This is a genomic window from Haloarcula sp. KBTZ06, from assembly GCF_048595605.1.
Classification (GTDB): domain Archaea; phylum Halobacteriota; class Halobacteria; order Halobacteriales; family Haloarculaceae; genus Haloarcula; species Haloarcula hispanica.
The window spans coordinates 614,931-635,145 of the sequence record NZ_CP184337.1 but is presented as its reverse complement, the minus strand read 5'-3'; the positions used below and the strand labels follow the sequence as shown (position 1 = coordinate 635,145).

The following is a 20,215-nucleotide window of genomic DNA, read 5'->3' as shown; positions in this document are numbered from 1 at the left end:
ACGCCACCGAAGAGGCAGACCGTTGCCACCAGCAACAGACCACCGCTTAGCACGTCTCTGAGGGTCCCGGAAACACCGGGACTTTCTACGATTTCAAACGTAGATTCAAACGCTATCGACTGAATGACCAGAGCCAATCCGCCAATCGGTATCAAGAGCTGTCGAATGCGTCCGTTTTCGTTGAAATTCACACCATTGTAGACACATGATGGCGGTATGAATGCGTTGCTGAATTTCTATGACTGGTGGACTCGGTGTACTAACGATTTAAACTAGACAGCAGCTATACGACACCCTACTAGCCGATTTCAGTCGGATTCGAACCCGCGCGGTTCGTCCGCAATCCCGAGACTCTCGGGGGCAGTGTCACCCTCGTCGGCGGTACCCGGGAGCAGTGCGTGGATATCGACCGACTCGCTGCCAAGCACCGCGAACCCGGTGAAGATGGTCAGAAAGCCGGCCACTGCAGTCGGGGTGATAGCCTCGCCGAGCACGGCCCACCCGCCGAGCGTCGACACGACGGGGACCACGTAGAAGATGAGGTTAGCCTGGATCGCACCGGTGACATCGAGCAGGCCGAAGTAGGCGATGTAGGCGATTGCCCCGGAGAAGATACCGACGTACAGCAGGGCCGCTATCGCAGTCGGAGACCAGACCGCCGTGGCCGCCGATTCGCCCATGCCGATGCTCAGCGCGTGACAGAGCGCAGCGGCGACGGGGAGCGCCCACGCGGTCCGGACTGTACTCGACAGGCCGCCGCCGGACCACCGGATGAGGACGCTGCCCAGCGCGGCGCTGGTCGCGCCGGCGAACAGAACGAGCTTGCCGATGCCGCCGCTCAGGAGCATCGCTGGGTCGGGGCTGACGACGAGACCGACGCCGAGCAGGCCGATAACCATGCCGAGGCCGCCGCGGGCCGAGAGCCGCTCGTCGGAGAGCAGGATAGCGGCGAACACCGGCGTCAGTATCGGGTTGAGACTGAACACGATGGCGGCGACCGCGCTGGTGGCGGACTGCTGGCCCACGAATAGCAGCGCGTTCGCGAGGCCGAGGGCGAATAGCCCCGTCGAGAGAATCGCCAGCACATCGCCACGGGTTCGCGGGAGCAGTTCGTCCCGTGATCGGGTCACGCCGATGTAGCCGAGGAGCACGACGGCGGCGATGTCGAATCGGAGGGCGACGAACAGAAGCGGCGGGAGATACGACAGGCCGGCCTTCGCGCCGACGAAGGTCCCGCCGAGCAGGACGCTGGCGACCGCAGCGAGGGCGAGGGTGCGGCGCGAAATCATACCGCCACCTCGTATTTGGGTTCTGAAATGACTGCACAGCCGACAGAGAGAACGCGTGGAGAAACCTGAATCATCGTACTCTACAGTACGGTATCGATACTTATAGGCCCGTTTAGAAAATATTACATAACGCGAAACGGCCGAACACCCGTGGCGGATGTGCACGGTGTGAAATTATTTCATACTACGAAAGCGATTTAGGACGGACTTCCTAACGTGGCGGTATGGAATCGGCGCTCGAAGAGATCGAGTTCCTCGCGCTCTCGTCAAACCGGGTCGAGGTGTTGCGGCTTCTGGCCACGGAGCCACACTCACGCGGGGAACTGGCGGCCGAAACCGGCGCGTCACAGGCGACGCTCGGCCGGATCATCGCTGACTTCGAAGAGCGGTCGTGGATTCGCCGAACAGGGGGCGAGTACGTCGCCACGGCGACGGGCCGCATCGTTGCTAACGGGTTCACCGACCTCCTCGGTAGCCTCGAAACCGAGCAGCGGCTGCGCGACATCGTCCAGTATCTCCCCACCGATGCGATGGCCTTCGACCTGCAACATCTGGCCGACGCCACGATAACCGTTCCAAGTCAGACGCGCCCGAACGCGCCGGTCCAGCGATTGCTCGACCTGCTTCGAGATGCCGAGGAAGTCCGGACGTTCTCCCATGCGTTCAACGACCAGGCGATTCGAGTCGTTCAGGAACGGGTCACCGCCGGCGAACAGCGGTTCTCGGGCGTGTTCTCGCCCGGCGCGATAGACGCACTGGCGGCGGACGACCGACTCCGGAAACGACTCGAATCGCTGCGTGCCGAACCGGACGCGTCAGTCCGGGTGCGAACCGACGGTGTGCCACTTGCGGTGATGATCGCCGACGACGTGGTCCATCTGCTGTTGCGGGACGACAACGGCGTTCTACAGGCGTCGATCGATACGACCGCGCCGGCCGTCCGCGAGTGGGCTATCGAGGCGTTCGACGCGTACTGGGCGTCCGCGGAACCGCTCTCGGACGAGTGGACGCTGTAGCCACTGTTTCTGATCGTCGGAGCCGCTGTAAGAATCAATAGAACCGCTACCGGACCAGATACGGGTCGTCGTTCGGCAGGAACCGCCCGAGGTCCGCCTCGCGGCGATAGTCGGTCTTCAGTAGCGCAGTCAGGACGTCGACAAGGGCGTCTTCGTCGTCGTCGCTCCACTCCGCGGGCTCTTTGATCGGGTAGACGAGCCAGCCGCTCCCGACGACCTCCGTGGCGTGGCGCGCGTCCATGTCTATGGACTCGGTCGGCTCCGATGTCGTGTTCGCGAACACATGTCGCGTGGCGCGCTCGCCGACAGGTAGGAGAACGTGGGCGGTGATGGCCCGGAGTTCCGTGTCGAACAGCGGTTCCAAGTCGTCGTAGTCCGACTCGGTCGGCGGTTCGCCGCCGCACATATACAGATAGGACAGATACGTCTTTTCGACGGTCGGCGGCGTGCCGGCTTCGGCCAGCAGTCCGGCCTCGACAAGCGCCCGCTGGAGGCGTTCGCCCGCAGCGCTGTCGGTAAAGGGGATGCCGGACGTTTCGCCACCGTGGACACCCGGATGGTCGCCGATGACGTGAAAGTGGGCGTTGGCGTCGCCGTACCCGGGCACGAACGGCTCACACGGTGCGTCGAAGCCGAAGGGGTTGTGCTGGCGGGCCGTGACGTTCTTCACGCGCGAAAGCAACGGGCCATCGCTCAAAACTCCGCCGGTTTCCGTTATCGAATACGAGAAATAATGGTGAAGTTTGATAACGCTTTTCTCGGATGCCCGCAAGGAGTCGGATATGCTCCGGTCCGGGAGAAGTGATATCGCGTGAGCCACGATGACCGTGTCGAGGACCTTCGGGAACGAAAAGCCGAGGCCGAACGAGGTGGTGGCGAGGAACGAATCGAGGCGCAACACGACCGCGGGAAACTCACCGCGCGTGAGCGCATCGATTACTTCCTCGACGACGGCACCTTCGTCGAGATCGACTCGCTCCGTGAACACCGCTCGACGAACTTCGACATGGCCGACAAGAAAGTACCGGGAGACGGCGTCGTCGTCGGCTACGGCAAAGTCGACGGCCGCCGGGTGTACGTCTTCGCCCACGACTTCACCGTCTTCGGCGGGTCGCTGGGCGAGGCGTTCGCACAGAAAGTCTGTAAGGTGATGGACAAGGCCATCGAAACGGGCGCACCCATTATCGGGCTGAACGACTCCGCCGGCGCGCGGATTCAGGAAGGGATCGACTCGCTGGCGGGCTACGCCGATATCTTCCACCGCAATCAGCAAGCTAGCGGTGTCGTGCCACAGATTTCGGCCATCATGGGGCCGTGTGCCGGCGGTGCAGTGTACTCCCCGTCCATTACGGACTTCGTCTACATGGTCGAGGAGACCAGCCACATGTTCATCACCGGGCCCGACGTCATCGAGACGGTGACCGGCGAGGAGGTCGGCTTCGACGAACTCGGCGGCGCGAAGACCCACGCCTCCGAGTCCGGGGTGGCTCACTTCACGGCCGCCGACGAGAAAGAGGCGATGGACGACATCCGGTACCTCCTCTCGTATCTCCCCCAGAACAACGTCGAGGACCCGCCGCGGGTCAAACCCTGGGACGACCCTGAACGGCGGGACGAGGCACTGAAGACGGCTGTTCCCGACGCACCACAGAAACCCTACGACATGACGGATGTCGTTGGACGCATCGTCGACGAAGACTCCTTCTTCGAGGTGGCCGAGGACTTCGCGCGCAACATCGTCATCGGGTTCGCCCGCATGGACGGCCACAGCGTCGGCGTCGTCGGCAATCAGCCACGAGTCAACGCCGGCACGCTCGACATCAATGCCTCGCGGAAGGGCGCGCGCTTCGTCCGGTTCTGTGACGCGTTCAACATCCCGATTCTCACGTTCGTCGACGTGCCCGGGTTCATGCCCGGCAAGGACCAGGAGCGCAACGCCATCATCAACCACGGCGCGAAGCTCCTGTACGCCTACTCGGAGGCCACCGTCCCACTGGTGACCGTCATCACGCGGAAAGCCTACGGCGGGGCCTACGACGTGATGGCGTCGAAGCACATCGGCGCGGACATGAACTACGCCTGGCCGACCGCCGAAATCGCCGTGATGGGGCCGAAGGGCGCGGTGAACGTCCTCTACGACGACGAACTGGAAGACGCCGACGACGTGGAGGCCCGCCGGCAACAACTCATCGACGAGTACCGCGACGCCTTCGCAAACCCCTATACGGCGGCCAAGCGCGGCTTCGTCGACGATGTCATCGAACCCCAGGAAACCCGCCCGCGGCTCATCGACGACCTTGACCTCCTCCGGGGGAAACGCAAGGACCAGCCCGACCGCAAGCACGGCAACATCCCACTGTAACGATGGCCGCAGACACTGACTCGGCTGTCGACGCCGAACTGGTCGCGGAGATCGCTGCCCAGCTCGACGACGCGTCGACGGACGAGGCGGCCGCCATCGCCGTCGCCATCGGTGCACACCTCACCGACCGTCAGCGCGCGGCGGCAGCGGCCGCGGCGGCTGCGGCGGCAGACGACGGGGACTCCTGGGACGGCAAGCAGTGGTCGTTCTCCGGGCGCGTCGAAGCCACGCAAAAGCGCTCCGTCCGGGTCCGCTCGGACGCTCCGACCGACCCCTGGAGTGCCGCCGGCCGCACCGAACGGTTCTGACCGCGGACAGCTCTTCTGTCATACGGATTGGTAGGGAGAGTTAGTGGGATGCTCCGACTCCGGTATCGGAGCTATCCGGAAATGATCTACAACAATCCGTATCAGTTGGCGGTGCCCTATCTGGATTTGTGTCCATGTTCCATACTAACATGATTATATATGTAAGTTTGGCCGCTATCTGCGCATAGTTTTATGGGCCGACTCTCAGTATGAGGGCGTATGTTCGATAAGGTGCTCGTCGCTAATCGCGGGGAGATAGCGGTGCGCGTGATGCGCGCATGCGAGGAGTTGGGCATCGGCACAGTGGCCGTCTACTCTGACGCCGACAAGCACGCCGGGCACGTCCGGTATGCGGACGAGGCGTACAACGTCGGTCCGGCCCGTGCCGCAGACTCCTATCTCGACCAGGAAGCGATTATCGACGCGGCCAAGCAGGCCGACGCGGACGCCATCCATCCTGGGTACGGCTTCCTCGCGGAGAACGCCGACTTCGCGGAGCGCGTCCAGGAGACGGACGGCGTCACCTGGGTCGGCCCCGAGAGCGAGTCGATGGAGGCACTGGGCGAGAAGACGAAGGCCCGCAAGATCATGCAGTCGGCCGACGTGCCCATCGTCCCCGGGACGACCGACCCGGTCGATGACCCCGAGGAAGTCGTCGAGTTCGGCGAGGAAAACGGCTTCCCGGTGGCCATCAAGGCCGAGGGTGGCGGTGGCGGCCGCGGGATGAAAATCGTCCACGACCCTGAGGAAGCCGAGGAACAACTCGAAAGCGCAAAGCGGGAAGGAGAGGCGTACTTCTCGAACGATTCGGTGTATCTCGAACGGTATCTTGAGAACCCCCGCCACATCGAGGTCCAGATCATCGCCGACCACCACGGCAACGTCCGGCATCTGGGCGAGCGTGACTGCTCGCTCCAGCGCCGCCACCAGAAGGTCATTGAGGAGGGGCCATCGCCGGCCCTGAACGATGCGCTCCGCGAGAAGATCGGCGACGCTGCCCGACGCGGCGTCCGCGAATCGGACTACTACAACGCCGGGACTGTCGAGTTCCTCGTCGAAGAGGACACCGACCGCGAGCAAGGGGAACTGCTCGGCGAGGAGGCGAACTTCTATTTCCTCGAGGTTAACACCCGCATTCAGGTCGAGCACTGCGTCACCGAGGAGATCACCGACATCGACATCGTCAAGTGGCAACTTCGGGTGGCGATGGACGAGGAGATCACCTTCGAGCAGGACGACGTGGAGATCGAAGGTCACGCGATGGAGTTCCGCATCAACGCCGAGAACGCCGCTGACGACTTCGCGCCCGCAACCGGCGGCAGCCTCGACACCTACGACCCGCCGGGCGGTATCGGCGTCCGCCTCGACGACGCGCTCCGGCAGGGCGACGACCTCGTCACGGACTATGACTCGATGATCGCGAAGCTCATCACCTACGGCGGGGACCGTGAGGAGTGTATCGAGCGCGGGAAACGGGCGCTCAAGGACTTCGACATCGAAGGCATCCCGACTGTCATTCCGTTCCACCGCCTGATGCTCACCGACGAGAAGTTCGTCACCGGGACACACACCACGAAGTACCTCGACGAACACCTCGACCGCACGCGTATCGAAGAGGCGCAGGAGCAGTGGGGCACAGTCACCGAATCCGATGGCGACGAGGACGAGGAAGTCGTCGAACGCGAGTTCACCGTCGAAGTCAACGGCAAGCGGTTCCAAGTCGACCTCGAAGAGCGCGGCGCACCCCCGATCAACGTCGGCGACGTGGACGCCGACGGCGGGAGCCAGCCACAGCGGCCACGGGGCGGCAGTAGTTCAGACAGCGGAGGCGGCAGTGCCACCGCCGCCGAAGGGCAGGAAGTCGCCGCGGAGATGCAGGGGACGATTCTGGAGGTCAACGTCGAGGAAGGCGACGAGGTCGAGGCCGGCGACGTCCTCTGTGTGCTGGAAGCGATGAAGATGGAAAACGACATTGTCGCCGAACGCGGCGGCACTGTCAACGACGTAGCCGTCAGCGAGGGCGAATCCGTCGACATGGGCGACTTGCTCTTTGTGATCGGGTGAGCGAGCGGCCTGCCCGCCGCGCGCTGCAGACGCCTTTTATTCCGGCCGGTCGAAGCCCCGCATATGAACGAGACACGCCACCGGGTGCTCGACGCACTGGCGGACGGCCCCGTCTCGGGGCCGACCCTCGCCGACGAACTGGACATCTCCCGCTCTGCGGTCTGGAAGCACGTCGAAGCCCTGCGTGACGAGGGGTTCGAGATCCGCAGCGACGATGCGGGCTACGTCCTCGATTCGGTACCGGAGTTCGGGGCGAGCGCGGTCGAATACGGCCTCGACGCGCCGTTCTCCGTCGAGTACCACGACAGCATCCCCAGCACGAACGCTCGTGCCCGCGACCTCGCGGCGGAGGGGGCGTCGGACGTCGTAGTGCTGGCCGACGAACAGACCGGCGGCCGGGGGCGACTCGACCGCGATTGGCACTCGCCGAGCGGCGGGGCCTGGCTCTCGGTGCTGTTCCGGCCCGACGTGCCGATGGCCCACGCGCCGGTGTTCACGCTCGCGGCGGCCGTCGCGGTGACGCGGGCGGCCCGCGAGGCCGGCGTCGACGCCAGCATCAAGTGGCCCAACGACGTGCTCGTCCGGCGCGGCGAGGAAGAACGCAAGCTAGTCGGCATCCTCACCGAGATGGAAGGCGAGGCCGACCGCGTCTCGTGGGTCGTCGTGGGCATCGGCGTCAACGCGAACGTCGACCCCGCGGACTTGCCCGACGAAGCGAACCCGACGAGTCTCTCGGCCGAGCGCGGCGAGCCGGTCGACCGACGGCTGTTCACCCAGCGACTGCTGGAGGAGTTCGACTCGCTGCGCCAGGACACGGAGCAGGTCGTCGAGGCGTGGCGGGAGTACGCGACGACGCTGGGACAACAGGTCCGGGTCGAGACGCCGGGCGGCCCCATCGAGGGCGAAGCCGTAGATATCCAGTTCCCGGGCGCGCTCGTCATCGAGACAGAATCTGGGACAGAAGTCGTTTCAGCGGGAGATTGCGAACATCTCCGTCCGGTTACGGAGTGAGGGCGACGACAGGAGACACGTCACTGTGGGACGCCGGTAGGCTGTTCGTCCTCCGAGATATCCTGTGGCGTCGTCTCGACCGGAACAGTGACGACCGGGACGTGGGCCGACCGGACGACCCGTTCGGCGACGCTCCCCAGCAACAGGCGGTCGATGCCGCCGCGTCCATGGGTCCCCATCACGATGAGGTCACAGTCGTGCTGGCTCGCGTAGTCGATGATTTCCCGGCTCGGGCTTCCCTCGGCCGTGGCTCGCGTGACAGTCACATCGTCGGCAACGAGACGCTCCACCATGTCCAGGGCCATCTCGCCCTCGCGGTGGAGCGAATCGGTGACGCTCTCCCACGTCGGTTCGTGCGGGAGCGTCGAGAACCGGCCGGTGTCGACGACGTACAGCGCGTGAATCTCGCTGTCGTGGGTCGTCGCAAGTGTTTCAGCGTGTGTGAGTACCGCTTCCGACCCCGGCGAGCCGTCTGTCGGCACCAGTATCCTGTCGTACATGCTGTACTATTGTCTGGCTGAAGGGATATAGTTTGGTAACAGGCAACATACAACAATCGAGCAGGATAAGGCTCAGTTCAGCTCTCGGTCCCGTTCGTACTCTGTTGCCCCGGAGCCATCCAGCGCCGGTTCGTCGAGGGCCTGTTCGAGCCGTCGTTCCAGTTCGGCTTCGGTTATCTCCCCGTTGGCGTAACGCTCAGAGAGCCGATCAACGGGGTCTGTTTCGTTGGCCTCGCCAGTCGTGTGTGCGGCCTGTGCCCGTGACACGTCAGTCGCCGACGCCGTTGCCTCGTCCTGACCGAAGACCTCTGACACGACCCAGTACACGGCGTAGCCGATAGCCGCCAGCACCCCGATAGTAGCCGCCAGGGAGACGATACCGAATGCGAGGCCGACAAGGCCCCAGAACAGTCCGAACACGAGTCTCACAGCGGCAAGAACGACAATCAGCGACACGACTCCGAGCAGGCCATACAGGAGTATCTTCAGTGGTGTGCTCAGGGCGCGGTCGGTGGTGGAGGGCATCGCCCAAGGATACTATTCCCGCAGTGATAAGAATTATTCCGTCCCGGGGTGGACGACCCGCCGAACGTCGGCCGTCTCCGCCCGGCGAACGACAGCCCGAACCGGGTTTCGCGCCCCGGAGAGGTTGTCCGAATCCCCGTCGAGAACGAGCAGGCGTGCCGGCTGCCCGGGCTTGACCAGACCGCCGCCAAGCCCAGCGATTTCAGCCCCGTTGACTGTGGCCATCCGCAGTACCTCACGGGCGGAAATGTCGTACAGCTTCGCGGTAAACTCCATCTCGCGGAACATCGACGGGCTGTTGAGCATGACGTTGTCCGTCCCGAGCGCGACTGTCGTCCGCTCGGCCAGTTCCTCGACCGGCGGACGGCCAACGTCGGTCACGATGTTCGACCGGGGGCAGACGACGACGGGGATTTCGCTGTCGGCGACCCGTTCGAGATGCAGCGACTCGGCGTGAACCATGTGGACAAGGAAGTCGGGGTCGAGGTCGAGCGCGGGGTTGATGTCGGAGCTATCGACCTCGCCCGCGTGGATGCCGAACAGCTTCCCGGCCTGTCGTGTCGCGCGCCGTTCCGCCCCGAACTCGCTGTCGTTGGCCCCGCTCGCGCCAAAGCCGTCGGCCAATTCCATTGCATCGGTCGTCTCGCGTCCGAGAATGACGCTGTCGAGGTCTGAACCCGCCAGCGCGTCCTGTATCGCGCGGACGCCCTCAACGCCGCCCTCCCGGAACTCGATGAACGCGCCAGTCCCGGACTGCTCCATGAACGACAGCGTCCGCGCCATCGCGGCCACCAGTTCGTCCCGGCTCGCATCGCGGAGCAACCGGTGTTTCAGGCCGTCCGGCGGCGCGACCAGTTCTTCCAGCGAGAGCCCCTCTCCGGCCTCCTTGGCGATTGAATCGCCGATGTGGGTGTGGGCGTTGACGAACGCCGGGACCACGATGTCGTCGCTGTCGACCGCGGTCTCCTCGACGGCGGCTATCTCCCCGTCTTCGACCACGACGCGGCCCTCGACAGCCTCGAACGACCGTCCCGTCAGAATCGTCCCTTCGAGAATCATACTCTCCGTTCGCCCGTTCTCTCAGTTAAACTCATCGAGGGTGGCATGGATACCCGTCCGCACGTCCCGGACTCTGGCCCCGTCGAGATCGAGTCCGAGTTCGCGGATCGCCGCCGAACCGACCCGCTCGCTCTCGTCCGCCGGCGCGTAGACGCCGAGTCGCCACTGGTCGCGCTGGGCGGCGCGGATGGCGTTGACCAGGGTCGACTGCTCGCCGAGCCGGCGGACGTCGCCGTTGACGAGGACACGGCTGCTCGACTCGGTCATCGACGGTTCGGGCGGGATATCGAGCACGACAGCGTCGCTGTCGACGTTCGCTTCGTCGGCGATAGCCCGCTCCATCGCGCCGACCGCGTCGTGGTCGGCCGCCAGAATCTCGTCGGGCACGGCCCCCCACTCCGCCCAGACGGCGCGCTTGTACAGGTCCCGCTGACTCAGCCGCCGGGCGTACGCTTCCGTCGCGTCACACTGTCGGAGCGCCACGAGCAGGTCGTTGTCGTCCCATCGGCGAAGCGCCTCGGCCGTCGTGTCAGTCGCGGCGAGCAGTTCCTCAGTCCCCCGGCGCAGCATCGACTTGGCAATGCGGGCGACGTGGTGCTGGTAGACAGTGGGGTTCATCAGCGCCCGCGCGAGCAGAAGCGACTCGGCCGTCTGGACGTTCCCCTCGTCCAAGACGAGTTCGCCGTCAACGAAACACAGCTCCCGGACCAGCCGCTCGTGGTCGATGGTCCCGTAGGGCACGCCCGTGTGGTGGGCGTCACGGACCAGATAGTCCATCCGGTCGACGTCCAGTTCGCCGGAGACGAGCTGTCCCAGTTCGCCTTCACCAGCAACGAGGCCGGCCACGCGGTCCGGATTGAGGCCGTGCTCCGAGAGGACCCGCGCGACAGGGCCGTCACCGAGCAGTTCGTCCACGTCGTCGTGGTACTTGCCTGTCCGACGGTGGATGAGCGCCTCGACGTTGTGGCTGTACGGCGAATGTCCCACGTCGTGGAGCAGTGCCGCGGCGCGGACCCGTTCGGCCTGCTGGCCCTCAATGCCGAGGTGAGATAGTGCCCGGTCCGCGAGGTGATAAACACCCAGCGAGTGCTCGAATCGAGTGTGGTTCGCCGAAGGGTAGACTAGCGTCACCGTGCCGAGCTGGGAGATGTGCCGAAGCCGCTGGACCGGCGGTGTATCGAGCAACGCCGCCGCGACGCCCTGAATCTCGATGTGGTCGTGGACGCTGTCCTTGATTGTGGTCATTGCCCGGGCCTACGGCGGCGGCCGGCAAAATCGTTCGCCACCGCACGCACCGGGAGGGTCGTCGCCTACCGGGGGACCCAGCCGTAGATGTGGTTCAGCATGACGTAGGTCACGAGTCCGAGAAAGAGGCTCAGCCCCCAGGCCGAGACGGCGATGCGGCCCACGCGAGCGTGAATCGTCTCCCTGAGTTCAGCGGGAGAGTGTGTCAGCCCGAGCACGACCGCGTGAACGACGACGGGCACGGACACCGCGGACAGCAGGATATGGATGGCGAGCATCACGATGTACGCCGTCCAGACGATCCCCTCGGCGACGATCTCCTTCTCGAAGCCGCCGCCGACTTTGAGAATATACAGCGCCAGAAACACCATGATGAGGGTGAAGGCGGTTAGCATCGCCGCGCGGTGTTTCTGTACTTGGTCGTTCTTGATGAAGTAGACGCCGGCGACGATTGCGAGCAAGGCGATACTGTTGACGACGGCGATTGCGTCACCCAGCAGGATGACGGTGTCGTTCGAGAACTCGGGGAGGGGTAATACGCCACCGAACGCGCCGAACACGAGCACGTAGCCAACGACCGAGACGACAGCGGTGACGAGCCGCGGACGAGCGCGGGCACGCGACTGGAGTGTGTCTGCGACGGCCATAGCAACAGTTCAGGACCGGAGTGGTAACTGTGTTCTGAAACGGGCGGGAACAGCGGCGCGATTGCGAGCCGGAGCGGTGGCTGCTGACTCGGAAAACAGAAAAGAACTGCAATAGAAGCGTGGCCGAATCAGGCGAAGGTCCGGGAGACGTCCTCGTCGTCGGTCTCCTCCTGCTGGATCTTCTCCCAGGCGTTGTGGAAGTCCGCCATCGTGACCTCGGTGCGGTCGTCGCGGATGGCGAACATCCCGGCCTCGGTACAGATGGCTTTCACGTCAGCACCGGAGGCGTCCGTTATCTCCTCGGCCAGTGCCTCGAAGTCCACGTCGTCGGAGACGTTCATGCTGCGGGTGTGAATCTGGAATATCTGCTTGCGGCCCTCGACGTCGGGGTTCGGGACTTCGATGAGGCGGTCGAAGCGGCCGGGCCGCAGGATGGCGCGGTCGAGCATGTCGAAGCGGTTCGTCGCCGCGATGATGCGGATGTCGCCGCGGTCGTCGAAGCCGTCCATCTCCGAGAGCAGTTGCATCATCGTCCGCTGGACCTCGGCGTCGCCGGAGGTCTTCGATTCGGTCCGCTTTGCCGCAATCGCGTCGATTTCGTCGATGAAGACGACAGCGGGCTCCTCCTGACGGGCCAGTTCGAACAGGTCTCGGACGAGCTTCGCGCCCTCGCCGATGAACTTGTGGACCAGTTCGGAGCCGGCCATCTTGATGAACGTCGCGTCGGTCTCGTTGGCGACCGCTTTCGCCAGCATCGTCTTCCCGGTGCCGGGCGGGCCGTGCAGCAGAACGCCACTCGGCGGGTCGATGCCCACGTCTTCAAACATCTCGGGGCTCTTCAGCGGCATTTCGACGGTTTCCCGGACCTCCTCCATCTGCTCTTCGATGCCGCCGATGTCGGCGAAGGTGACATCCGGCGACTGGTCGACCTGCATCACGCGGGCGCGAACGTCGGTTTCGTCGTCGAGCTGTTTGACGATAGAGAGGGAGTTGTTGACGGCGACGCGGTCGTCGGGTTCGAGGTCCTCCCGCATCTCGTCAGTGACCTCTGTCAGGGCCTCCTGGTTGTTGCCGTGCTGTTTGATAATCACGCCGTCACTGGAGAGTTCCTGAACGGTCGCGACAAACAGCGGTGACTGCTTGAGCTTCTTGTTCTCGTGCGTGAGCCGTTCGAGCTTCTGCTGGTACTTGTTGTTCTCCGCGTTCGCGTCCAGCAGCTTGTCGCGCATCTCCTCGTTCTGGGATTCGAGCACCTCCAGCCGCTCCTGCAGCGCCTCTATCTTCTGTTGCTGAGACGCGTCATCGTCGTACGGCATATCGACCTCATCGACGGTGTCGGTCATTACGACGCCTTTAGTAGGTGTACCGTTATGAGGCTTCGGGTAGTCCCAGAAACTGTATCGCCCGGCGTTCGTCCGGAGGGGGCCGCTACTGGCCGCTTCCTGTCCGTAGGTCTCAAACCGGCACGTTTCTTGACCCCCATCGAAAACATCTGTCTATGCCAACCGACCGCGAAGAAGTCATCATCGTGGGCGGGGGCGTCGCCGGGCTATCGGCGGCGATATACACCGCTCGCGCCGACCTGTCGACTCGGATTATCTCGACCGGTGAGTCGATACTGAACCGCAATGCTCACCTGGAGAACTACCCGGGGTTCCCGGCGGGAATCAACCCTCGGCTCCTGCTCGAACTCATGCGGGCACAGGCGCGGCGCGCCGGCGTCTGGTTCATCGACGGCGAAGCCGAGCAGGTGGCGGAAACCGAGGAGGGATTCGAAGTCACCTGTGCCGACGGTGAGTCCTACGACGCGACGTACCTCATCGCCGCCTCCTGGTCGGACCCGTCGTATCTGGAGGGGCTGGAAGTTTCGCTTATCGACCGCGGTTCGAAGCAGTTCATCTCGACCGACGACCAGGGCCGGACCGATATCGAGGGGCTGTACGCCGCCGGCCGGCTGGCCGAGCAGCACCACCAGACCATCGTCGCCGCGGGCCACGGCGCACAGGTCGGACTCACGCTGCTGGAAGACTCTGACATCGACTTCTATCACGACTGGACCGCACCGGAGGGGTATTTCACCGGCCGCGACCGCCCGGTTCCGCCAGGATGTGAGGAGATCGACGAGGAAGAACGCAAGAAGCGCGAACAGGAGTCACTGGAGGTCATGCGGCGGTACTTCGAGGAACCGATGCCGGGCGAGCCGACGATGCACCCGAGCGTCGACCAGGACGAGGTCTCAGACTGACCCCGTTTCGAGCGAGCGTGCAACGGACTGCAGCCGTTCAATCCGCTCGGCCGTCGGCGGGTGTGACCGCGTTTCGATAGACAGGGAATCGCTCGACGCCTCGGTGTCGAAGCCGTGTGGAAGGAAGCACAGTCCGCGAACGCCCGCGTACGCGGAGCGCTTGTCGGTCCCCGGACGGTCGTCGCCCCCGCCGTCGAGTGTCTCTAACGCCCCGGCGAGCGCGGCGGGGTCGCCGGTCAACTGGGCCGCGCTCCGGTCGGCGGCGAACTCCCGAGCGCGCGACAGCGACCGCCCGAGGACGACGACGGGGGCAGTGAACACGCCCAGCGCGACGCCGCCGAACAGGACCGTCACCGCGAACAGGAACAGGAAACCAAGCGTGAACGAGAGGCTCCCGACGGGGGCCGCGAGCACCCGGGCGCTGCACACGTACGCGAACCCGAGCGCGACCAGCCCGAGCGCATAGCGACTCCCGCTCCCGCCGGGGAGGAGGTCATCAAGCGGGTCGTACTCGCCGTTTGTCAGCGACGGGAGGAAGCTGGCCAGCGTCATGACGGTCGCGTCGCGGTTGGCGACGTGCATGAGTTCGTGGGCCAGCACCGCGTCGAGTTCGTCACCTCCGAGCGTCGACAGCAGTCCCTCGCTGACGACCACCGTCGCGCCGCCGAGCGTCCCGATGGCGAAGCTGTTTGGCACGTCGGCGTCCGCGACGGCAATCCGTGGCGGCGTGAGGTCGGCCAGTTGTGCGAGCCGCTGCACTCGTTCGTAGAGGTCGGGGTACTCCTCGGGGCCGACGATGCGAGCGTCGACCTCGGCCATCGTCTGGGCGCTGGTGTACCGGAGCTGTGCCCAGACAAACGCCACGAGGGCGGGGGCGAGAATTGCCACCCACCAGGCGATGCGTGCCGACGCCCCGCCGAACGGAAGCGAGGACGCAACGGCGTCCCGCACCGGCGCAAGCCAGGGCGTCAGGAGCACCGCCGCGGTAGCGACCACAGCGAGGTCGACAGCGAGGAGGAGCAGGAGGGTCAACAGGATACGGCGGGTCAGTGTCCGCATAGGGTTGGTTCTGCTATACCCACAGCGAATGAAAGGTTTTCTGCTCCGACAGCCCAGCAGTGAGGGAAAATATTTACTGTGCCGCCGGAAACGGTCTCGTAGTGTCAACAAAGCTGGTACGTGCCGCCCTCGCCCTCCTCTGTGCAGTCGCTGTCCTGTTCGGCACGGCACTGTTTCCCGGCGCGCTCGGCGTCGAGTTCGAGTCGAGCGGTCCCCTCGACAGCCGAGCGAGCGAGCCGGTCACACCCGACGGAACAGCGCCCGAGGAAGTCGACGGTGGGCCGACGCCGGTAGCGACGAGCGATGGGACAGAGACGACGCCGAGCGCGAGCGACGAACAGGCGGCGACAGCGACGCCAACACCGACGGAGACGGCGACAGCGACGCCGGTAGCCGGTGAAGGCGAAGACAGCGGGTCCCCAGTTCTGATGAAACTGCTCGGGCTGGCGCTTATCGGCGGGTTCGGCGCCGTCGCGGTCGGTGTCATCCGGGCGGCATCAGACCCGGAACGCGACGGGTCGACAGACGCCGGATTCCTCCTGCACCCGCTCCTCGACAGATTGGCCGGGACAGTCGTCTCGGCGGTTTCGAACGGCGCGGTTGGGCGGACCATCGGCCGGATTCCGAAGGTAACGACCGCCGCGCTGCTCTCGGGGTCGTCGGCGCTCTCACGAGTCGGGGCCGGTATCAGCGCCGTCTCCGGCGGTGTCCTGACCGGATTGGCGACGGGAATCGGGTCGGTCGGCACGATGTCACTGCGAGGGGTCGCCGGCCTGCCGAGTACGCTCGGGTCGCTCTCGGTCGCGCCGTTCAGAGCCCTCAGGGGCTTCGGTGGGACCGGCGGCTTCCTCGCCTCAGTCCGAAGTGGCGTCGATAGCCCGCCGCTGTTTGGTTCGTCGGACTCGGAGCAGCGGCAGTCGACGGCCACCGAATCGACGGCAGAGGCGGACGACGGCCCGGACATCGATAGCCTGTCCATCCAAGAGGCATGGGCGCTACTGGCCGACCGCGTCTCCGTGTCGGACCCCGAGACGGCGACGCCCGGCGAGTACGCCCGCCGGGCTATCGACAGCGGACTTCCGGCAGAGCCCGTTCGACGGCTAACAACCCTCTTCCGCGAGGTCGAGTACGGCGGGCGGTCGGCGACCGGTGCCCGAGCCGAATCGGCCCGGAACGCCCTCAGACAGCTCCTCGGCGGAGGTGACGACTGATGAGCGATTCAGAGTCACGACAAGGTGAGACCGCCAGCGCAACCATCGACGTCAGCGTCGAACGCCCGACGCCGGGGCGCAAGTTCGTCCGGCACACGCTGTTGGGACTCGTCGCACTTGCCGGGGCGGTGTTCGTCGTTACTTTTCCCTCAGTCCTCCCAGATGTCGGCAGCGGGACGGCTAGACGGCTCCGGCTCGGTGCAAGTATCGGAGCCGTCGTAATCGGCCTCTTCGGTCTGTATACTGTCGTGTTGACACAGGAGTCGGACCTCCCGCCAGTGAAAGGGAGCCAGCCGCGTGACCCGTATCGTGACGACGGTACAGACGACGAGCCGGCAGAACTGCTCGACGAACTGCTGGAACCCGAGGCGACACAGGCGAAATCCGGCGATATGGTCGGCGAGGATATCGACGAGTTACTCGCGAAAATCGACGGGCGTGTCGACCCCTACAACGGCCTCGAAGCGAGCTATGCGTCCGAAGTCAGGAACAGGCTCCGCGAGGCCGCGAGACAGGTGCTGGTCGAAACGGCGGACATGTCGACGGAGGCGGCGGCCCGGGACGTCCGTACTGGCTCGTGGACGGACGACCGCCGGGCGGCCGCCTTCCTCGGCGGTCCGGACGCGCCTGACCCGCCAATCGAGATGCAGTTACGGGACTGGGCCAGCGGCGAGGGGTTCGACCGGAAAGTCGAGGCTGCGGCAGCCGAGATACGCCGGCTCCAGCGAGGTGAGGGTGCATGAGCACCCGAGAGACCACACAGCGCAACGTCGGTGTCTCGGCCGCGCTGGTGGCCGGCGGGGCCGGAATCGTCACCGGGAACCCGGCGATTTTCATGGTCGCGGCGGTGGCGCTTGTGTACGCGGCCTATCAGGCGGCCATCGGCGACCCCGAACCGACGCTCACAGTCGAGCGTCACGTCGAACCGGCCGACCCGCTCCCCGGCTCGGAAGTGACAGTGACGCTGACGCTCACGAACGACGGGGACGCGACCCTGCCCGACGTTCGCGTCCTCGACGGCGTCCCCGAGCGGCTCGAAGTCGTGGACGGCTCCCCGCGCTTTGGCACCCACCTCGAAGCCGGAGCGTCGGATTCGGTCACCTACACCGTCGAAGCCCGACGCGGCGACCACGCGTTCACCGACGTGGCGGTCGTCTGCCGGAACCTGACCGGGACCGTCGAGTTCGCCGAGCAGGTCGCCGTCGAGACGACGCTCTCGTGCAGTGCCAGCGTAGACACCGTCCCGCTTTCGGGACAGACACTCTCCCAGTCCGGACGCGTGCCGACGGACGCCGGCGGGAACGGCCTCGCTTTCTACGCCATCCGCGAGCACCAGTCCTCAGACCCGATGAACCGCGTCGACTGGAACCGCCTCGCGAAGACCAACGAGCTGGCGACAGTCGAGTTCAAGGAGACGCGGGCGGCCACCGTCATCACGCTCGTGGATTCCCGACACCCCGTTGCGGGCGAGACGGGCACGCCCACGGCTGTCCAGTTCTGTGCCTACGCGGCCCAGCAGGTCGGCTCGGCGTTGCTGGACATGGACAACCGGGTGGGTGCCGCCGTCTACGACAGTTGTGAGACGCTCCAGCCGTCGGCCAATCGGGCACAGGAACAGCGATTGGAGGCGTTTCTGGAGACGGTTGTGAGCGGGTCAGTCACTGGGTCGGCAGGGACCCGCAGTTCGTCGCTGCTCGACACCGGCGCCCGAACCCGGCGGATGCAGTCGCCGACCGGGATGACAGACCGGTACGGCATCGCCGACGGCGGCGACGCGGTGGCGACGCTCGACCGCTCGATACCGAGCGAGTCACAGGTCGTGTTCTGTACGCCCCTGCTCGACGACCGGGCGGCCGATGCGGCGAAACGGCTCGCCGCGTACGGGCACGCGGTCACGGTCGTCAGCCCGGACATGACGACCGGGGACAGTCCGGGCAGTACCGTCGAACGAATCGACCGAACGGCCCGCCTCGACGACCTTCGAGGGAGGGTTCGGGTCGCCGACTGGACGCCCGCGGAACCGCTCGCCAAAGCCCTCATTCGCGCAACGGAGCGGTGGGCATGACGGAACTCGACAGTCGGCCGGCGGCATCGAGCGCGGCGCTGGCCGGAACAGTCGCGGTGCTCGTCTCGCTCGCCCTTGCCGTCGCTGTCGTGGACCCGATACTAGTCCTGACCGGCTTCGTCGGCGGGCTCTGTATCGCAGCTGGGGTCTGGGCGCTCCGTAGCGATACCCACGAACGCATCGCCGGCGGCAGCGTTGCCGTCGTCATCGGCGCGGGCGTGTTCTGTGGAACCGCGCTGTTGGCGACTGACTACTGGTCGCTCGTCGTGGCGCTCGGGTTCCCGCTGGCCGCCACACTCGTCGTCATCGACGCGAGTAGCGGACTGGTGCCGCCGACCGACGCGACGGACGAACTCACGGCGATGCTCGACGAGAGTTTCGTGGTACTGGTGGTCGGTATCTGCGCCACAATCGTCTGTGCCGTCGCCGCTGCCGTCAGGCTGCCCTGGGTGCTCGTCCGTGTCGTTGCCGGCTTCTCGGTCCAGCCGCTCGTGGGCTTCGTGACGCTACAGGTTGGTGTCCTCCTCGCCCTGTTGTTGCTGGACCGGGTCACGGAGACGCTGGAATCGTGGATTCCGGCACCCACGGCGACGACCGACCGGACGCTCGGCCGACTGGACCTGCTGGGGACGAGCTGGTGGGACGTCGACCGCTACGTCAAAGCCGCCGTGGGCCTGCAGTTGCTCGTGGCGTTTGTCCCGACAGCACAGGGACTGTTCGACCGCTTCCTCGATAGCCTCCCGGTGCTCGGCTCGGCCCTGCGGGTCGTTCTCAGTGGTCCGCTCCACCTCCACCTTGTAGCCGGACTGCTGGCGTTACTGAGTATCCTCGTCGTCGAACGGCTCCGGCAGTGGCTGCTACAGTGGCTGGGGGACAACCCCGGACGGTTGCTGGCGCGGCAGACCGGCAGTATCGTGCTCCCAGTGGTGCTGCTGCTGGGCGCGCTGGTCCTTACGGCCGCTGGCGTGACCCGGCGGGTAGCACCGACCTATACTGGGGGCGGCCACTACGGCTCGGCGACCGTGGTCCTTCTCGGCGTCTTGGTTTCGGTCGTCGTCCTTCGTGGACTCGTCACGGTGCTGTCCGAACTAGTCGGTGCGGAGTTGCTGTCCCGACGTGTGGCGGGATTCGCGGCCGGGAGCGGACTCCTGTTCGTCATGACGCTGCTCGGAGCGGAGCGCGGACTCGCACCGATACTCGTTCTCGTCGGGAGCGCGGCGGCGCTGCTGGTCTGGGACGCCGGCGCGCACGCCAGCAGTATCGGCCACCAGCTGGGCCGGGACGCCGAAACGACGGACAGCGAGTTCGTCCACGTCACCGGCACTGCGGCCGTCCTCACCGGGGCTATCCTGCTCGTGATGCTCGTCAGGTACGTGCTCATCCCGGTCGCGGTTCCGACCACGTCGGCCGGGCTCTCGCTCAGCTCGGTGGTCGCGCTCGGACTGGTCCTGCTTGCGATAGCCGCCTTCACCCTCGCGCTGAACGCCCACGACGGGGGACCACGTACCAGCAGCGACAGGAGTGGTACGCGAAACGAGCAGCCCGCTACTGACGGCGACTAGGCCCGCCGGAGAGACAGGGGCTTTTACCCCCGCACCGCGAACCGGCA

The 20,215-nt window shown here is 65.5% G+C and carries 19 protein-coding genes; 10 read left to right on the top strand and 9 right to left on the bottom strand.

Annotated features, from left to right (window positions below):
* Window positions 1-308: 308 nt before the first annotated feature.
* Window positions 309-1,289 (bottom strand): DMT family transporter, encoded by a 981-nt coding sequence (locus tag ACNO8S_RS03415; protein WP_151102983.1) that lies wholly within the window; start codon window positions 1,287-1,289, stop codon window positions 309-311.
* Between the two features lie 224 nt (window positions 1,290-1,513).
* On the opposite strand from ACNO8S_RS03415, the gene ACNO8S_RS03410 reads away from it, so the two are divergent.
* Complete coding sequence (locus tag ACNO8S_RS03410; RefSeq protein WP_146417527.1) at window positions 1,514-2,305, top strand: helix-turn-helix transcriptional regulator; 792 nt, start codon at window positions 1,514-1,516, stop codon at window positions 2,303-2,305.
* Window positions 2,306-2,351: 46 nt separating this feature from the next.
* Here the strand turns inward: ACNO8S_RS03410 and ACNO8S_RS03405 are convergent, their stop codons facing one another.
* The gene (locus ACNO8S_RS03405) at window positions 2,352-2,975 is read right to left on the bottom strand and encodes a uracil-DNA glycosylase family protein (RefSeq protein WP_146417528.1); all 624 of its coding nucleotides are present in this window, start codon (window positions 2,973-2,975) and stop codon (window positions 2,352-2,354) included.
* A 141-nt stretch (window positions 2,976-3,116) separates the two neighbouring features.
* On the opposite strand from ACNO8S_RS03405, the gene ACNO8S_RS03400 reads away from it, so the two are divergent.
* From ACNO8S_RS03400 to ACNO8S_RS03385, 4 genes are all read left to right on the top strand, one after another.
* Window positions 3,117-4,667, top strand: coding sequence for an acyl-CoA carboxylase subunit beta (locus tag ACNO8S_RS03400; protein WP_014039710.1), 1,551 nt, complete (start codon window positions 3,117-3,119; stop codon window positions 4,665-4,667).
* 2 nt (window positions 4,668-4,669) lie between these two features.
* Entirely contained in the window at window positions 4,670-4,975 is a 306-nt protein-coding gene (locus tag ACNO8S_RS03395; protein WP_420182487.1) for an acc operon protein, read from the top strand.
* A gap of 219 nt (window positions 4,976-5,194) precedes the next feature.
* Window positions 5,195-7,039, top strand: a complete 1,845-nt coding sequence (locus ACNO8S_RS03390) for an acetyl-CoA carboxylase biotin carboxylase subunit (protein ID WP_023843149.1) — start codon at window positions 5,195-5,197, stop codon at window positions 7,037-7,039.
* Between the two features lie 63 nt (window positions 7,040-7,102).
* Complete coding sequence (locus ACNO8S_RS03385) at window positions 7,103-8,050, top strand: biotin--[acetyl-CoA-carboxylase] ligase (protein ID WP_014039707.1); 948 nt, start codon at window positions 7,103-7,105, stop codon at window positions 8,048-8,050.
* A 20-nt stretch (window positions 8,051-8,070) separates the two neighbouring features.
* Here the strand turns inward: ACNO8S_RS03385 and ACNO8S_RS03380 are convergent, their stop codons facing one another.
* The 6 genes from ACNO8S_RS03380 to pan1 form a co-directional block, all read right to left on the bottom strand.
* Complete coding sequence (locus ACNO8S_RS03380; RefSeq protein WP_050037648.1) at window positions 8,071-8,550, bottom strand: universal stress protein; 480 nt, start codon at window positions 8,548-8,550, stop codon at window positions 8,071-8,073.
* A 72-nt stretch (window positions 8,551-8,622) separates the two neighbouring features.
* Window positions 8,623-9,075, bottom strand: coding sequence for an SHOCT domain-containing protein (locus ACNO8S_RS03375; protein ID WP_420182486.1), 453 nt, complete (start codon window positions 9,073-9,075; stop codon window positions 8,623-8,625).
* A gap of 33 nt (window positions 9,076-9,108) precedes the next feature.
* Complete coding sequence (locus tag ACNO8S_RS03370; protein ID WP_420182485.1) at window positions 9,109-10,134, bottom strand: amidohydrolase family protein; 1,026 nt, start codon at window positions 10,132-10,134, stop codon at window positions 9,109-9,111.
* A gap of 21 nt (window positions 10,135-10,155) precedes the next feature.
* On the bottom strand, window positions 10,156-11,379 hold the full coding sequence (locus ACNO8S_RS03365) for an HD domain-containing protein (protein WP_420182484.1): 1,224 nt from the start codon (window positions 11,377-11,379) through the stop codon (window positions 10,156-10,158).
* A gap of 65 nt (window positions 11,380-11,444) precedes the next feature.
* Window positions 11,445-12,026: a DUF420 domain-containing protein gene (locus tag ACNO8S_RS03360; RefSeq protein ID WP_420182483.1), complete on the bottom strand. Its 582-nt coding sequence runs from the start codon at window positions 12,024-12,026 to the stop codon at window positions 11,445-11,447.
* A 128-nt stretch (window positions 12,027-12,154) separates the two neighbouring features.
* Entirely contained in the window at window positions 12,155-13,369 is a 1,215-nt protein-coding gene (gene pan1 / locus ACNO8S_RS03355) for a proteasome-activating nucleotidase Pan1 (protein ID WP_420182482.1), read from the bottom strand.
* A 155-nt stretch (window positions 13,370-13,524) separates the two neighbouring features.
* Between pan1 and ACNO8S_RS03350 the strand changes: the two genes are divergently transcribed.
* Entirely contained in the window at window positions 13,525-14,271 is a 747-nt protein-coding gene (locus tag ACNO8S_RS03350) for an FAD-dependent oxidoreductase (RefSeq protein WP_420182481.1), read from the top strand.
* Here the strand turns inward: ACNO8S_RS03350 and ACNO8S_RS03345 are convergent.
* Window positions 14,263-15,330, bottom strand: coding sequence for a M48 family metalloprotease (locus tag ACNO8S_RS03345; protein ID WP_420182480.1), 1,068 nt, complete (start codon window positions 15,328-15,330; stop codon window positions 14,263-14,265). The genes ACNO8S_RS03350 and ACNO8S_RS03345 overlap by 9 nt on opposite strands.
* A 101-nt stretch (window positions 15,331-15,431) precedes the next feature.
* Between ACNO8S_RS03345 and ACNO8S_RS03340 the strand changes: the two genes are divergently transcribed.
* The 4 genes from ACNO8S_RS03340 to ACNO8S_RS03325 are packed head-to-tail and all read left to right on the top strand — an operon-like array spanning window position 15,432 to window position 20,168.
* Window positions 15,432-16,541, top strand: coding sequence for a DUF4129 domain-containing protein (locus ACNO8S_RS03340; protein WP_420182479.1), 1,110 nt, complete (start codon window positions 15,432-15,434; stop codon window positions 16,539-16,541).
* Window positions 16,541-17,284, top strand: a complete 744-nt coding sequence (locus ACNO8S_RS03335) for a DUF7269 family protein (RefSeq protein WP_050037641.1) — start codon at window positions 16,541-16,543, stop codon at window positions 17,282-17,284. Before ACNO8S_RS03340 ends, ACNO8S_RS03335 begins: the two co-directional genes overlap by 1 nt.
* Window positions 17,281-18,606, top strand: a complete 1,326-nt coding sequence (locus ACNO8S_RS03330; protein WP_420182478.1) for a DUF58 domain-containing protein — start codon at window positions 17,281-17,283, stop codon at window positions 18,604-18,606. Before ACNO8S_RS03335 ends, ACNO8S_RS03330 begins: the two co-directional genes overlap by 4 nt.
* Window positions 18,603-20,168: a DUF7519 family protein gene (locus tag ACNO8S_RS03325; protein ID WP_420182477.1), complete on the top strand. Its 1,566-nt coding sequence runs from the start codon at window positions 18,603-18,605 to the stop codon at window positions 20,166-20,168. Before ACNO8S_RS03330 ends, ACNO8S_RS03325 begins: the two co-directional genes overlap by 4 nt.
* The last annotated feature ends 47 nt before the right edge of the window (window positions 20,169-20,215 follow it).